Consider the following 13,996-nt stretch of genomic DNA (forward strand, 5'->3'; position numbering starts at 1 on the left):
CAGGAAGCTCACATGAAAAAGGCTATTCGCACAACAACTTACCTGCTCTTGGTCTGCGCCCTGGCTCTAGCCACGACCGCCACTGCAGGAAATTCCAAAACCGGCACGACCGCATTCCCTTTCCTTAAGATCAACCCGGGTGCCCGGGCGGTCGCTATGGGTGGGGCATTTACCGGTCTGGCTGACGATGAAATGGCCGCCTACTACAATCCGGCCGGTCTGGCCCAGCTTGAGGGGAAGCGGTTTATCGCCGAGTACCAGAGCTATATCGCAGATATCAATAGCGGCATGGTGGGGATAGTCCTCCCCAACTCCGCCGACCGCGCTCTGGCGATCCATATCAGCTATCTCAATTATGGTGACTTTGTCCAGACCGATGAATTAGGGAATATCACCGGCGAGTTCGGCGGCTCGGATATGCTTTTTGGTGTCTCCTATGCCATGCGAATCAAGCCGACTATCCTGGTCGGCGCGACCGGAAAATTCATCTACGAAAGCCTGCAGGATTATTCAGCGACCGGCGCTGCGGTCGACCTCGGGGCCAAGTATGTTTCGGATCGTGATCGCTATCACCTGGGGGTGATGGTTCAAAACCTTGGCGCGCAGCTCTCCAGCCTTGGAGAAGAGAAGGATGCGCTCCCGCTGACTTTCCGTGCCGGCGGAGCGATTCGTCCGCGTGGGCTCGCGATTGTCACCAGCCTGGATATCGCCGTACCGATCGACAACGACCCATTTGTGGCGGTTGGCGCCGAGCTGTATAAATTCGACCCGGTCTTCATTCGGATGGGCTGGAATAGCTTTGGCAGCAATTACAAGGCGGCCAACTCGGATGATAATTGGGCCGGTCTGTCACTCGGCTTTGGCATTGATCTCTGGACCACCCAGCTCTCATATGCTTTTACTCCGGCCGCGGACCTTGGCGAAATGCATCGCATAACCTGGCAGGGGAGATTTAAATGATCAGATCACGGATGATTCGTGTCGCAATGGCGGCACTCATGGCCGCGTCGATAGTCGGCGGATGTTCTGAGTCCGGACCGACCAATCCGCGCGAGACAGTGATCGCCTTTTTTGGCGCCATGGAGAAAAATGACCAGGCAACCCTGGCCCGCCTGTTGGACCTTCCAGCGCTGATGCGCAACAAGTCCGAGGACTACGCAGTCACAGCCGATCAACCGCGCATTTTCACCAATCCGCAAGATATCCTGAATGACTTGACCAACGATGGCCTGACCAAAACCCGATGGTTCGCCATGCAGCGGATCATCAACGATGCGTTTGTCGAACCGGAGACAGCGACAGTCGAGGTCACCTTCGTGGACAAAGAACATTCCAAGGGATATCGCACCAATTTCGGACTGCACAAGGTCAATGGTAAGTGGCGTATTTACAGTTTCAAGACCTTCCAGGAGTCGGGACAGTCTGAGAACTAACGTTATTTTCTCGCTCGTCTGGGGGATCGCATTGCTCCTGGCGTGTAACCAGGAATCCAAGCAATCGGCCGATATGCAGAATACGAATAATTCTATCCCCGAGATCACGGTCCAGCAACTTCAGCAGAAGGCGAATAACGGAGAGCAGTTTTATCTGCTCGATGTTCGCACGTTGCCTGAATATCTGGAGGCTCATCTCAGTTTCACCGATGATCTGATCCCGCATGACTCCGTACCATCGCTCCTTCAGCGACTCCCCGCAGATAAATCGACACCGCTGTATGCGTTCTGCCGCTCCGGTAATCGGAGCGGACTGGTCACCCAGTATCTTCGCTCGATCGGTTACACCAATGCATTTAATGTGTCCGGTGGAATTATCGCGTGGAGATCTGCGGGATATGAGACGGTCGCGGGTCAGTGATACGCTCGACTCCCCAATAAAAAACTTGCCGACAGAGCCAGACGAGAAAGAGGGGATGTTCCCGCGCTGGCGTGGGATGCCGGCAAGTGATAGAAATCTACATTAATAGCAGAAAGCTGTCAATCCTTTCAGAGATAATCTCCGGGTTCCGCACCAGATATTTTGCCTAATCTGGTCCATATTGGGCGTGAATAGCGCATCGCATTCCGCGCCCAACCGCAATCTATCTTATTGCGATACAATACGCTAATCGGTCTGCTCTCTGTTGCCGACTTTCGTGGACTATTGTGGCTGTGTGAACGACTCTCGAATGCTCGGCCAAAAGTTAGTTTGCGTGGGGGAATATGAGTCGCCGATTCTGTTGGACAGAAGCGCCCGGGCGTTCGTCAGATATGGGCGAGGGAGCCACATTTCGCTTGTGCCGCACTCCGCCCAGGCGTATATTGGCCGCCTAGAAATTCTGACTACATAAGGTTGGGAGATAGAGATATGCGAATTCTTACCGGGTTTATGGCGCTGATGTTGGTAGCTGCCATTTACGTTGGTTGCCGCGATGATGTTATTGTCGAACCGCCGCCACCTCTTGAGGGTACCTACGAGGGTGTCTACAGGTACGAGAAGACCGGTCAGCCGGTTCAGGAACAGCAGATCAAGTGGATCTTTACCACGACATCGTGCCTCATGGATCTCGACACAACATTACAGGCTGAAACTGATCGTAAGTTCTGTGACATTGAAGGTCGTTACATCATATCGGATGGGATTGATGTCTACGTGCCGATAGTTCCTGGTACGACTGAAGACAATTTCATGAACAGAACCCGCAAGGCCTGCAACAAGGACCTTGGCCCGTTCGGCAAATTCCAGTTGGATCAGTCGGTAGTGAATAAGGTTACGATGATTCGCAATAACGTTGCGGACACCGCATTCCAGCGAATTCTCCTGACCAAGATCTCCGACGAATTCTAGCGTAGAGATCGCGGGTGCGTTCCCGGGAGGGACGAGAGTTGCGAAAGACGTTAATGACTATGGCGGCAGTAATTACTGCCGCCCTTTTTATTGGTTGCCCACCTACACCACCTGATGAGCCGCCACCAGTCGAAGGAAGATACTCAGGTATCTATCTGCTCAAAAATTCAAGCCACCAGACTATTGAGCAACATATCACTTGGGTGTTTACACCCGTGGCGGTATTCATGGACCTGGACACAACCATACAACCTGAAAGCTCAAGGCAGTTCTGTGATATCGAAGGTCGCTATTTGGTCGGCGATGGCATCGATATTTACATTCCGATCGTTGCCGGTAGAGACTCGTTATCGTTCAAGAACCGTACCCAGAAGGCTTGCAACGAGACCTTAGGGCCGTTCGGCCGGTTCCAGTTGGATCAATCCGCTTTCAACAAAGTTGTCCTTTCAAGAGTCAATATAAGCGATACGTCATTTCAGAGGATCATGCTGACCAGAGTCTCAGATGAATACTAACTGAACCAATGTCAATTGGTATGGGAGGATTCTCAAATGCGTCACCTCTGCCTGATCCTGTTTGCACTTGCTGGTATGGCTATCCTGTCAGCCTGCCGTGACAGTGTTATTGTCGAACCGCCACCACCTTTGGAAGGTACCTACGAGGGAACCTATAGCTACGAGAAGTCCGGTCAACCGGTGGAAGAGCAAGCCATCATCTGGATATTTACTGAGAAGACCTGCCTGATGGACCTCGACACGACCAAACAAACCGAACGTCTTTTCTGTGATATCGAGGGCCACTACATCCTATCTGATGGTGTTGACATTTATGTTCCAATAGTACCGGGTCGGGATACATCATCATTCCGGAATCGCACTAAAAAGTCCTGTAACGAAGACAAGGGTCCATATGGAAAATTCCAGCTTGACCAGTCGGTGCCAAATCGCGTGGTGATGACTCGCAACAACGTTGCAGACACCGTGATCCAGCGGATCATCCTCTTCAAGATATCAGACGAATACTAGACCTGTTCTCTCGACCGCTTTGAGTCCCGGAGCCCCCGGGGCTCTTTTTTTATCACCAAATCACATTTTCACTGACAGCCCCTGTCAGTCCCGCTCCCGACATTACTCACGGGCAGGGGAAGTCCGATGGGGGAAGCGGATCTCCCCTGCCCGATTCCAGCCAGAACCGGAGGAAAATATTATGCTCTCCAAAGTTGTCTCCTCGGCCACTCTCGGAGTCGAGGCGTATCGAGTCGAAGTCGAAGCAGATATTCAGCAACAGGTGCCGCTTTTTATCACGGTCGGCCTACCCGATGGTGCTGTTCGTGAATCCAAAGAACGGGTCACTGCCGCGATCAAAAATTCGGATTTCATCTTCCCCTCGAAGCGTGTGACGATCAATCTCGCCCCGGCAGATGTGAAGAAAGAGGGGTCGGCGTTTGACCTTCCGATAGCGGTGGGAATTCTCGCCGCCACCGGGCAGATCATTCGCGAGCGGGTCGATGAGTTTGTCTTGTTGGGAGAGCTTTCTCTCGATGGCTCGCTCAAGCCGATCCCTGGTGTTCTTCCCATGACCATGAGTTTTGCATCGGGCAACGGCATCAAAGGGATTCTCGTTCCCAAAGAGAATGCCCGCGAAGCGGCTATGGCCGGCACTATCCCGGTCTACCCGATCAAGACGCTCAAAGATGCTGTGCAGTTTCTGGAGGATGAAGCATCGATCCGTCCATTCGAGGTAGATATCGCCACTGTCTTTAATGATGCCCGTCGCTATACCGTAGATTTCGCCGATGTCAAGGGGCAGGAATCGGCGAAACGTGCACTCGAGGTTGCCGCCGCCGGAGGGCACAATATTATCATGATCGGCCCTCCCGGTTCCGGCAAAACGATGCTCGCCCGCCGCATGCCGACTGTTCTCCCCGATATGACGATCGCCGAAGCGCTCGAAACGACCAAAATTCACTCGGTTGCCGGACGGCTCCCGGCGAACGCGGCACTCGTCGCAACGCGCCCGTTTCGCGCGCCGCATCATACCATCTCCTATGCCGGACTGGTCGGGGGAGGGGCGATCCCAAAACCGGGCGAGGTCTCACTGGCGCATCATGGCGTGCTCTTTCTCGATGAAATGCCTGAGTTCAAGAAAGATATCCTGGAAATGCTTCGTCAGCCGATGGAGGACAAGCAGGTCACTATCTCGCGGGCATCCTCGACACTAACCTACCCGGCGGGATTTATGCTGATCTCCGCGATGAATCCCTGTCCCTGCGGATACTTTGGCGACCCATCGCATGAGTGCCATTGTTCGGCGGGGGATATCCAGCGATACATGTCGAAAGTCTCCGGCCCGCTTCTGGATCGGATAGATATTCATATCACGGTACCTTCGGTGAAGTTCAAGGAATTGTCGTCGGAGACGCGAGGGGAACCATCGATTCATATCCGCAAACGGGTGAACGATGCCCGGAAGATGCAGCTCGAACGATTTAAGGACGAAAAGAACATCTACTGCAACGCGCATATGGAATCATGCGATATCCGGAAATACTGCGTGATCGATGAAAAATCACAGTCGCTCTTGGCGTTGGCCATCACCAAGCAGGGGCTTTCCGCCCGTGCGTACGATCGTATTCTGAAGGTCTCGCGGACGATTGCCGATCTGGCGGGTTCGCCGAATATCGAGATGGGGCATATCGCGGAAGCGATCCATTACCGGACGCTGGACAGGAGTCTGTGGTTGTAAAGGCCTGACCAACCGGCCGGATCGTGGCCCAACCGCAAGGTGCGGGTGTCAGGTAAAGTCAGCAACGAGATCTGTGTCGATCGTGCCGGTCGCAGGGGCGGGGGCGGGGAGAGGGCCGGCCCCCTTTGTCCAGGTCAGGTCGAAAATGCGTGTCAATTTCCGAGGATCTCGCGGGTCCTGAGAACGGGGGTAGTTGAATCGCTTGATAAGGCTGGGGGACGTTTTGTTCGAGACATCCACGACGTCGATCCCTTCGCCATAGATCCCCGCTGCATACAGGGTGTCATTTCTGATCGCGATATCGTGGTAATAAAATGGCTGGAACCCGCCGACTTCAACCGGCGCGGCCGGGTTGGAGATATCAAATATCTCAAGTCCGCCGACTCCGTGATTTCCGACGACATACGCATAGTCGCCATCACTGGGGTCATCGTCCCCACTTCGACCGGATTCGAAACATCGGAAATATCGAAAATCTGGAGCTTTCATTCTTTGACATAGCCCGAGCCACCTTTGCATCTTTGGACGGGGTGATCGAGGGCATAAAGCCGACCTCGGTCGGGGGCATCGTATTGATATCGATAATACTGACTCCGTCATTTCGTGCGCAGAGGAGCGCGTACTCATTCCCCAGCGAATCAGTATACCCCCAGATGCCGCCATAGGTGGATCGTTCATTCCAGTGACCCAACAACTGTATGTTCGACGACATATTCTGGACGGAGAAAGACCGTTCTAAGCTCTGGGCCACAAACGTCCCGCCTCCATCGACCGCAACTATACGACAGAAGTAGGTCGAGCCGTTGGTCAGCCCGGGTGGGCCGGCACCCGACAGACGCCGGGGTAGAGCCAAAAAGGGATGCCGGGGGTTTTACATAGGGAGGATCGGGCAGGAGGGTCTGTAACAATGTTTTGCCGGTTTCCAATTGCGGCCACCAGGCGTAAATGATGTCCATTCCCGATGCGCCGGAGAAGATATTGAAGCCGTTGTACGTGGAACCTGTCCCGTCATAGTCACTCGCCATCACGAACAGATACTCGCGCTTCCCAACCGAATTGCTGTTGGGATCCCAGGTGAGATTGGCGGCCCCCTGGCCGGCATCTTCCACAAAACAGAGATTGAGACGGCGCGGATTTAACGGGTCGGTGACATCATATGCCGCTCCGGGGAATGTCCCAACGCCCGCAGAGGCGTAGCCGAGATCGCGCCGAAATGTCCGGCAGACCGAGGTCGTGGTGGTGCTGAATTCTATCTTAACAGGGAAGTAGCCGGCATCGGAGAGATTACTTCCGAAGAAGCTCTTTCCTTTACCGATCGATTGAAAAAAGGCTTCACCGGACCAACTGATACCGCGCATCCATCGATCGGCCCCTTGCCAATTGGCGCCAATATCCGGCTCGCCTTGCGATGCTACAGAAGCTACCTGTGCCGGAAGATCCGGTTCCGGTGAGATGACCTCCATTGTCGAGTACTGATTGGTTGCGGGCGACCAAGCGGCTTCGACTTGAATAGCCAGCAGGAGAACGCAAAGAAATTTCAGCCCGCATGCAATGACTGAACGGTAATTAGCCACGACCACTCCTTCAGACGGATAGAATGTATCTGTGGGGAATATACAATCGTTGACCGATTTAGTCAACGATGAGAGGTGCCGCGGGGGGTAGAAAACCGGGTGGTTAGTTGGCAGTCTCTAATTCGACATTAAACCAGATCATTGTCCAGACGACTGTCAGGATCCCTTTGATATCGATCGCCCAGCCGCCACCAATCAGATAAAGATAGGCAACAAGCGAGAAGCCGAAAAACATTTTGGTCAATCCAAGTTTGACTTGGGTGACGATGAAATTATAGAGACCGATCAGCAGAAAGAGGCCGATCAGAGCAGGGGCGAAGATCAGTGACAACCAACCCCAAACTCGGTCAAGCGAAGCCTGTCCACCCATGGGAGTCGGGTCCGGAAGATTCATCAGATAATAGAAATGGGCGCAGAAGAAAAACGCCCCGAGGACGAGGTAGAGTATCCCTTCCATCGATTCGTCGCGCAACTCGCGGATACCGACCATCACGAAAAAGAGGGCGGCGGCGACTAACCCGGACATCATGATCAGGGATCCGTTGGCGTAAAGTTGGTTCAGGCTGCTTTCCATATTTTTCTCCTGACCCCTACTAACGTAAATGGCGTGCCGGAACCGCCCTGTCCCAAATGGGACAAGTCAACTTATTGTGCAGGAATAGATTTCGATGTTAGGAAAGCTGGAGGATGGGATTGCGGCCACTGCGAACTTCGCAATCGGCCGACATCGGTATGCAGCGGATGGGTATAGTGCGCGGCCAATACCCATCATGGACTGAACTTATGGACAATCCGGCAGCGTCACGCCTCCGGAAACCAGATAGACGATCAAGAGACTGAGGTCGGACAGATCAATCCTCCCCGAGACATTGATATCAGCTTCGTCTGTACAGGTAGGCGCGGCAAAACCGCCGATCAGATAGCCGATCATCAGCGAAAGATCCGACAGATCGACCGGTCCGATACCGTTTACATTTCCGGTGGTCCCTTCACAGCAACTGGGCGGGTCAAGGAGAGTCGACCGAAGGCTGTATGCATCGATCAAAAAGCATCCGCTGTTGACGTTGAACTTCAGCTCCTGCGGACCAGTACCGGTGAAGGCTCCGCAGTCGAATTTGTAAGTTCCGGGAGTGGTCACTGCGATACTCCCCGAAGTATTAGTGCCGCCGGGCAGGCTGATCTCGATACTTCCCGGTGTCGTCACCTGGAAGACCTGGATCCTGACTTCCATTGCCGCATGCCAGGGTGTCAAGGACGGGACAGTAAACAGATTGACCAGTTCGGTCGATCCGCATGTTCCCCAGCGGGAGGGGACATCTTTCAGGTACAGACCGGGCAATTCTGGGCTCACCACTGTGTCAAAAGCGGGCGGGGACTGGTTCATCGCCTCATTCCCCTGGGCCTGGCCACCGACGGAAAATCCGGGGAAATCATATGGATTTGAAGCCGATGCTGTACCGGGCTGATCGGTTCGAAGTCGCGCTGTGTAGGTGAAGGTTGGCTCATCACAACGCATCCGAAAGTCTGCTGGCTTATTTTGGCTATTGAGAACAGTGCGTACTTCATTTCCAGCGCTATATCCTGCCGAACCGGGGATATTCCAACTCCAGACCGCCCGTTTATGGCGGGAGAATCCCGGGAGGAATAGGGTGTCTTCGTACATCGTGACAGTAGCCGAGGTCGAGGTATCTCCTTCGAACGTAAATGTCGCCTGCCCGTTCTCCGGGACGACAAACGAGAACCAATAGCCGTAATACGCCTGTTGACCACGTTCCCACAGCCAGGGGCGAGCATCCGAGGTCGCCAGCAGTAGATTGATCTCGCTGATCCGGAAATTCAGCGACGAGGTATCCGCCACCACTTTCGTGCGAACAGTATCAACAACCGTTCCCGGAGGATTCGCCAGCAGCCAGGCGCGATAGTCGTCACGAAGTTCGGTGAAGGCCGTGCGCAGTGAAATCGTGAATTGCACTGTACTTGTCGCCGCCGCCGTCCAAGCGCCGATATGCGACGTAGTATTTGCGGAATCCATAAATGTCTGCAGGAACGGCGAACTACTTGTACCTGACCATCCATTGGCATTGCCGGCTCCGGACCTGACGGTGATCCGGTACTGGCTGTGATTGTCAAGAGCGAGCAGAGCATCGGCAAAGAGACCGCCATTTGATGCTGTTATCGTCACCTGGATATCGAATACCGAGGAATCCAGTGCGCGCTGTAACCAGCCACGTAAGTCAGTCGGTGTGATGATCGAGCCACCGTAGGTCAGCAGACCTAGCGGGCTGGCCTGGCCAGAGATGTGCAACTCGAGCGATAGCCCCCCATGACCCGACCGGACGGATTGTGCGCTCTCTCGCGCAATTGCCGCAAGAGTGGAGTCGACCGTTGCCTTGGTGTACCATCCCAAGGCGCTTTGTGGAATACTCGACTCACTCGCCGTTTGCCCGCCTTCATACAGCACCGTCACATTCTCCGGGCAATAGTGGAACGGCACCGAGAGTGTGTTGTAGGCCATTACCAATTCTGCCCAGTACCGACGGTGATTGTTAGTTCGGTTCGGTCCACCACCAATGAGCAATGCTCTTTTGTTGGGGCGACAGATATCCGGATCCTCCCAGAAGTACGAGGAGTCCCCGGTGGTGGTGGGATAACCAGGAGCATCGAGGATCTTCTGCCATCGGGTGGCGTAGAGAGAGAGCTCATCCTGATCGAGCGGACTGATCGGCGCAACGTCATCCTTGCTCTGCAAATAGCCGGTCGCCATGACCAGCGATCCAGCAAAGCTGTCATGCGGTTGTGGTCCGACCAGGAACGCTTCGGACCGTGGAGCGAGTGGGCTGTTCGAGAGATAGTCCGGGTAGAACGAGATCAACTTCCCTTCGGCAGAATCGCTCACATATCCGACAACTGATACCCGTCGGCCATCCAGCGAATCAAGTTGTTGGTGTATCCCTTCCAGCGTGCGCACCGTATCCTCATCGGTGGCGCAGAATGCGGAATTGGAGAACCCATCGACCCAGACCATAAAGTTACCAGCGATCGGGCCGGTCCAGAAATCATTCCATTCGAGCCAACTGTCGTCGCGATACCCCCAATTGACACAATTGACAGGGGGGAGGATGGTATCAAACAGCACCGATGGATACGGCTGAGGAGTCGTGCCATCGTATTCTATCGTGACATAAAACGGTCCATTGACACAGACCGGATCATCCAGTCGCAACACGCCGACCTTTGGCGCCATGAACGAGACTGAATCAAGCTGATAATGGCGGCTGTACAACTTCTCCTGCGGACCGGCGCAGGAATCATCCGGCAACGCGCTCCAGATCTGCAACCTAATGCCGAGCGGCCACTGTGCGCCGGTGAAATGGAACATCGGCATCGAGACGAAATAGATCGCGTACGGGTAATCCTCAGTCCCGGTGCAGTTCACCGGGTTCATGTACGAGGCAAAGCGGTATCCGGGCTGAATGCCGGAATAGTAGGCCATTGCGGTCGGGACATGGTTTTTGAGCGAGCAGGACGCCGCTTCAGTGGGGCGGAAATTCTGGCGCAGCAGATTGAACGGTTCGTTGACCAGATCGAATGCTGGTGGGAGATTGTCAACAGTGTCGCTTGCGGTAAGACCAACAGCGGTGATCACCTGAATCAGCAGACAGACCAGAAAGGCCGCCGGCCATCGTCTCTTCCATTCCATCCCAATCTCTCCACGTCGCGAGTTGTGCAATCGAAATCTGCAGTAGAAGGGTGGTGCATCCCGAGCAAAGGAGCACCAACTCCAATATAACAGATAGTGCGCAGTTTGCGACAGGCAAGTTGCTCCCGTCGGGCCCGTGTAGCTAACGTGTCCGTAACGCATTGTAGTATAATTCGTTACAATATTCCGATAAGGGACGCGCTGTTTTAAGCGGCATCCCGAAGAGTCGGAATTTACATTAGGGGCGGAAATTCAGACAGAATCGCGGCCGATAAGTTTTGGGCGCGATTTCGGGGAATATTGCTTGAGTTCGATTCGATTGAATGGAAGAACCTGAAACCGGGATAATTACAGATGCAGTACGTCATCGTCTCACAAGCGCACAAAGCTACCTATCAGCAGGTCATCAACGCGGTGGAAGGGGAGATGATCGAGGTTGGACCGGAAGATGTAGATTTTCCCGGTTGGGTCTGGTGCACCGATCAGCACGGCATCAGTAGTTGGATCCCCAAAGCTTATTTGGCGATTGAGTCCGAGAAGGGGAGACTGCTTCGCGATTACAACGCCATGGAATTGACTGTCGGGCTCGGCGATCGATTGTCAGTTGTAGTGGAGGAATCATCCTGGTATCTCTGCGAAACGGAGAGCGGAGTTCGCGGCTGGGTGCCGATAGAAAATGTCAGACCGCTTTAGATTCGAGGGACTAGTACATGGACCATGGTCACCATTCCCACGGGCACTCTCATCCTCAACCTCCGTCATCACATAACACGCACCATTCTTCACGACAGTCTGATGCCGCATTGGCTTTCAGCGCAACCCTGCATTGTTTGATAGGCTGCGGGGGGGGGAGGGGGGGGGGGGGAAAGGGGGGCCGGGGGGGGCCCCCCCCGGGGGGCCCATGGTGAGGCTCGGGTTTGTTTTCGGCTTTCTCCTCGGGATGATCCCGCTGTTGCGAGCCGGTTTCTCTACTAAGCGTGCGTTCAGGCAGGTACTGATCGCCGAGGGGCTCAGTATCGCGGTGATGGAAGCGTTCGAGGTCGCGACACAACTGGTGATCCCGGGAGTAATGGAAGCTGGCTTGACTGATTCACTCTTCTGGCTCGGGATGCTCGCCGCTTTGGTGGTTGGATTTATCGCGGCTTATCCGGTGAATCTGATCATGATCCGACGCGGCGTTCGCCACCAGCACTAAGATTACTTCAGGAGTCGTCGCGTGATCTCGTCGGCAAGGTAGATTCCTTCTTCAGACAATTTCAACTGGTCCCCCTCCGGGAGAAGGTGTCCTGACCTCACCAACAGTTCGAACTGCTTGGCATCCAGACGCTCCTCGACCGATACTCCAAAGCGGGCCGCATACTGATGACGGTCGATCCCCCGCGAGGTCCGCAGCCCCAGCATGATCGATTCCACCATCCGTTCATCGATCCCCGATTCATCGTAGATCACCGGACGGCTTCCCGACTTGAGCGATTTGATGTACTCCATCACGTTTGAGACATTGGCAAACCGACGTCCCTGCATGAAGGAATGCCCCGATGGTCCCAGTGCGAGATAATCGTTCCCTTCCCAGTAGCCGAGATTATGGCGGCACTCAAATCCCGGTTTGGCAAACGATGAAATCTCGTAGCGGTGGTAGCCGGCCTCGGCGAGCCGTTCACATCCGCCGCGATAGAGCGCGAGGCAGACTTCCTGCGATGGCATCACCAGCGAGCCCGACTCCACCCGCTCCGCCAGTTTTGTCCCCGGTTCGACAGTCAGTTGATAGAACGAAATGTGGGGCGGGTTCAAATCGATGAGCTCATCCAAATCGCGCGAGAGGATCTTGCTGGTCTGTTTGGGTAGGCCAAAGATCAGGTCCAGGCCGAAATTCTCATACCCCAGCGCATTGGTCAGATAGACCGCTTTGTAGCTGTGGTCGGGATTATGCTTTCGATTGAGCAGTTTCAGTAGATGTGGGTCAAATGACTGGATACCGAAGGTCGGGCGGTTGATCCCCAGCTCTCTAAATGCCTGCAGATTTTCCAGATGAACCGAATCCGGGTTATTCTCGATTGAGAACTCGATTCCGTCCGACACATAAAACAGAGAGCGAAGTTGGGCCAGCCAGTCGGAGAACATCTGGAGGTTGGTCAGCGAGGGGGTGCCGCCGCCGATGAAGATGGTCGAGATCTCACGATCCTGCCCGGCGTAGGCTTCGGCGCAGAGTTCGGTCTCAATGCGGAGGGCTTCGTAAAACGAGCGCTCCATCCCGAGATCGAACAGCTCCTTATAAAAGTCGCAGTACGAGCACTTATTGCGGCAAAAGGGGAAATGGACGTAAAGACCGAATGGCATTTAGAGTGGCACGCCGACCCGATCGAACCGGATATGGGTCGGGGCATTCATGATGCCGTGACCGATCCAGCTGAACAGATCTATGACGTACGGGAAGGACCAACCCGGTGGGTCTGTCGCCGGCTCCCACGACCAGTAAATGAATACTGCTTTGCCGTGGATATTGGCGGCAGGGACCGTTCCCCAGAAACGACTATCCCGACTGTCGTCGCGGTTGTCGCCCAGCACAAAGTACTCATTCTGCGGCACCACCAGCGGGCCGAAGTTATCCCGGAAGGAGAGATCCATCGGGATGATCTTTTTGTCGATGTACTTGGCATCATCAGGGACTTTCGCCGCCTGACCATCGACATACAGTACTTTGTCCACGACCTCAACCGTCTGACCCGGCAACGCCACCACCCGCTTGATATAATCCTTGTCCGGATTATTGGGATATTTGAAGACGATGATATCGCCGGCCTCCGGGACTTTCCCGCCGTACTTGTACGCCAGCTTGTTCACAAAGATGTAGTCTCCCTCGTAGAGGGCGTTTTCCATCGATGCTGAGTTGACGCGATAGGCCGAGACCACGAAGAAGCGGAGCAGCAGGGCTGCCACGACTGCGATAATGGTCGTCTCCAGATATTCCCGCCATAGCGGCTTTCGTTCCTTTTGATTGAGGAACGAACGGGCATGTTGCTGCCGTTCAATCTGGGTATGTTCCTTGATGAGGAAATCTTGATCCATACGTACTTGGGTTATCGGTTGTTCCCCATAGTTCTTTAGGCCAGGGGTATGAAATAATCAGGACTAAATATATGGCGGATAAGGGGGG

General features: G+C 54.4%; 15 protein-coding genes. 9 read left to right on the forward strand and 6 right to left on the reverse strand.

What is annotated here, in order from left to right:
* Nucleotides 1–12: 12 nt before the first annotated feature.
* The 7 genes from IPH75_00185 (at nucleotide 13) to IPH75_00215 (ending at nucleotide 5,568) form a co-directional block, all read left to right on the forward strand.
* Nucleotides 13–960 carry a PorV/PorQ family protein gene (locus tag IPH75_00185; protein MBK7140478.1) on the forward strand — a complete coding sequence of 316 codons (948 nt, stop codon included), beginning with the start codon at nucleotides 13–15 and terminating at the stop codon, nucleotides 958–960.
* Entirely contained in the window at nucleotides 957–1,433 is a 477-nt protein-coding gene (locus IPH75_00190) for a hypothetical protein (protein MBK7140479.1), read from the forward strand. Before IPH75_00185 ends, IPH75_00190 begins: the two co-directional genes overlap by 4 nt.
* Before the next feature lie 73 nt (nucleotides 1,434–1,506).
* Nucleotides 1,507–1,854: a rhodanese-like domain-containing protein gene (locus tag IPH75_00195; protein ID MBK7140480.1), complete on the forward strand. Its 348-nt coding sequence runs from the start codon at nucleotides 1,507–1,509 to the stop codon at nucleotides 1,852–1,854.
* Between the two features lie 489 nt (nucleotides 1,855–2,343).
* Complete coding sequence (locus tag IPH75_00200; protein ID MBK7140481.1) at nucleotides 2,344–2,823, forward strand: hypothetical protein; 480 nt, start codon at nucleotides 2,344–2,346, stop codon at nucleotides 2,821–2,823.
* Between the two features lie 59 nt (nucleotides 2,824–2,882).
* On the forward strand, nucleotides 2,883–3,338 hold the full coding sequence (locus IPH75_00205) for a hypothetical protein (GenBank protein MBK7140482.1): 456 nt from the start codon (nucleotides 2,883–2,885) through the stop codon (nucleotides 3,336–3,338).
* A gap of 36 nt (nucleotides 3,339–3,374) precedes the next feature.
* A complete protein-coding gene (locus IPH75_00210) occupies nucleotides 3,375–3,848 on the forward strand; it encodes a hypothetical protein (protein MBK7140483.1) in 474 nt (157 codons plus the stop codon).
* A 181-nt stretch (nucleotides 3,849–4,029) separates the two neighbouring features.
* Nucleotides 4,030–5,568, forward strand: a complete 1,539-nt coding sequence (locus tag IPH75_00215) for a YifB family Mg chelatase-like AAA ATPase (protein MBK7140484.1) — start codon at nucleotides 4,030–4,032, stop codon at nucleotides 5,566–5,568.
* Nucleotides 5,569–5,616: 48 nt separating this feature from the next.
* Here the strand turns inward: IPH75_00215 and IPH75_00220 are convergent, their stop codons facing one another.
* From IPH75_00220 to IPH75_00235, 4 genes are all read right to left on the reverse strand, one after another.
* Nucleotides 5,617–6,057: a hypothetical protein gene (locus IPH75_00220; protein MBK7140485.1), complete on the reverse strand. Its 441-nt coding sequence runs from the start codon at nucleotides 6,055–6,057 to the stop codon at nucleotides 5,617–5,619.
* Nucleotides 6,058–6,242: 185 nt separating this feature from the next.
* Nucleotides 6,243–7,142: a hypothetical protein gene (locus tag IPH75_00225; GenBank protein ID MBK7140486.1), complete on the reverse strand. Its 900-nt coding sequence runs from the start codon at nucleotides 7,140–7,142 to the stop codon at nucleotides 6,243–6,245.
* A gap of 103 nt (nucleotides 7,143–7,245) precedes the next feature.
* A complete protein-coding gene (locus IPH75_00230; GenBank protein MBK7140487.1) occupies nucleotides 7,246–7,716 on the reverse strand; it encodes a hypothetical protein in 471 nt (156 codons plus the stop codon).
* 207 nt (nucleotides 7,717–7,923) lie between these two features.
* Nucleotides 7,924–10,842: a dockerin type I repeat-containing protein gene (locus tag IPH75_00235; protein ID MBK7140488.1), complete on the reverse strand. Its 2,919-nt coding sequence runs from the start codon at nucleotides 10,840–10,842 to the stop codon at nucleotides 7,924–7,926.
* 354 nt (nucleotides 10,843–11,196) lie between these two features.
* On the opposite strand from IPH75_00235, the gene IPH75_00240 reads away from it, so the two are divergent.
* Nucleotides 11,197–11,535, forward strand: a complete 339-nt coding sequence (locus tag IPH75_00240) for a hypothetical protein (GenBank protein ID MBK7140489.1) — start codon at nucleotides 11,197–11,199, stop codon at nucleotides 11,533–11,535.
* Between the two features lie 208 nt (nucleotides 11,536–11,743).
* Nucleotides 11,744–12,037: a DUF4396 domain-containing protein gene (locus tag IPH75_00245; protein ID MBK7140490.1), complete on the forward strand. Its 294-nt coding sequence runs from the start codon at nucleotides 11,744–11,746 to the stop codon at nucleotides 12,035–12,037.
* 2 nt (nucleotides 12,038–12,039) lie between these two features.
* Here IPH75_00245 and hemW read toward each other — a convergent pair whose 3' ends face one another.
* Entirely contained in the window at nucleotides 12,040–13,179 is a 1,140-nt protein-coding gene (gene hemW, locus IPH75_00250) for a radical SAM family heme chaperone HemW (GenBank protein MBK7140491.1), read from the reverse strand.
* Nucleotides 13,180–13,908, reverse strand: a complete 729-nt coding sequence (gene lepB / locus IPH75_00255) for a signal peptidase I (protein ID MBK7140492.1) — start codon at nucleotides 13,906–13,908, stop codon at nucleotides 13,180–13,182. It lies immediately after the preceding gene.
* Between the last annotated feature and the right edge of the window lie 88 nt (nucleotides 13,909–13,996).

This window comes from bacterium (assembly GCA_016708025.1).
GTDB lineage: Bacteria > Zixibacteria > MSB-5A5 > GN15 > FEB-12 > FEB-12.

What these genes read in the sequence shown, in the direction of transcription:
- IPH75_00185 (MBK7140478.1), top strand. Translation starts at nt 13, where the DNA reads ATGAAAAAGGCTATTCGCACAACAACTTACCTGCTCTTGGTCTGCGCC.
- IPH75_00190 (MBK7140479.1), top strand. Translation starts at nt 957, where the DNA reads ATGATCAGATCACGGATGATTCGTGTCGCAATGGCGGCACTCATGGCC.
- IPH75_00195 (MBK7140480.1), top strand. Translation starts at nt 1,507, where the DNA reads ATGCAGAATACGAATAATTCTATCCCCGAGATCACGGTCCAGCAACTT.
- IPH75_00200 (MBK7140481.1), top strand. Translation starts at nt 2,344, where the DNA reads ATGCGAATTCTTACCGGGTTTATGGCGCTGATGTTGGTAGCTGCCATT.
- IPH75_00205 (MBK7140482.1), top strand. Translation starts at nt 2,883, where the DNA reads ATGGCGGCAGTAATTACTGCCGCCCTTTTTATTGGTTGCCCACCTACA.
- IPH75_00210 (MBK7140483.1), top strand. Translation starts at nt 3,375, where the DNA reads ATGCGTCACCTCTGCCTGATCCTGTTTGCACTTGCTGGTATGGCTATC.
- IPH75_00215 (MBK7140484.1), top strand. Translation starts at nt 4,030, where the DNA reads ATGCTCTCCAAAGTTGTCTCCTCGGCCACTCTCGGAGTCGAGGCGTAT.
- IPH75_00220 (MBK7140485.1), bottom strand. Translation starts at nt 6,057, where the DNA reads ATGAAAGCTCCAGATTTTCGATATTTCCGATGTTTCGAATCCGGTCGA.
- IPH75_00230 (MBK7140487.1), bottom strand. Translation starts at nt 7,716, where the DNA reads ATGGAAAGCAGCCTGAACCAACTTTACGCCAACGGATCCCTGATCATG.
- IPH75_00235 (MBK7140488.1), bottom strand. Translation starts at nt 10,842, where the DNA reads ATGGAATGGAAGAGACGATGGCCGGCGGCCTTTCTGGTCTGTCTGCTG.
- IPH75_00240 (MBK7140489.1), top strand. Translation starts at nt 11,197, where the DNA reads ATGCAGTACGTCATCGTCTCACAAGCGCACAAAGCTACCTATCAGCAG.
- IPH75_00245 (MBK7140490.1), top strand. Translation starts at nt 11,744, where the DNA reads ATGGTGAGGCTCGGGTTTGTTTTCGGCTTTCTCCTCGGGATGATCCCG.
- hemW (MBK7140491.1), bottom strand. Translation starts at nt 13,179, where the DNA reads ATGCCATTCGGTCTTTACGTCCATTTCCCCTTTTGCCGCAATAAGTGC.
- lepB (MBK7140492.1), bottom strand. Translation starts at nt 13,908, where the DNA reads ATGGATCAAGATTTCCTCATCAAGGAACATACCCAGATTGAACGGCAG.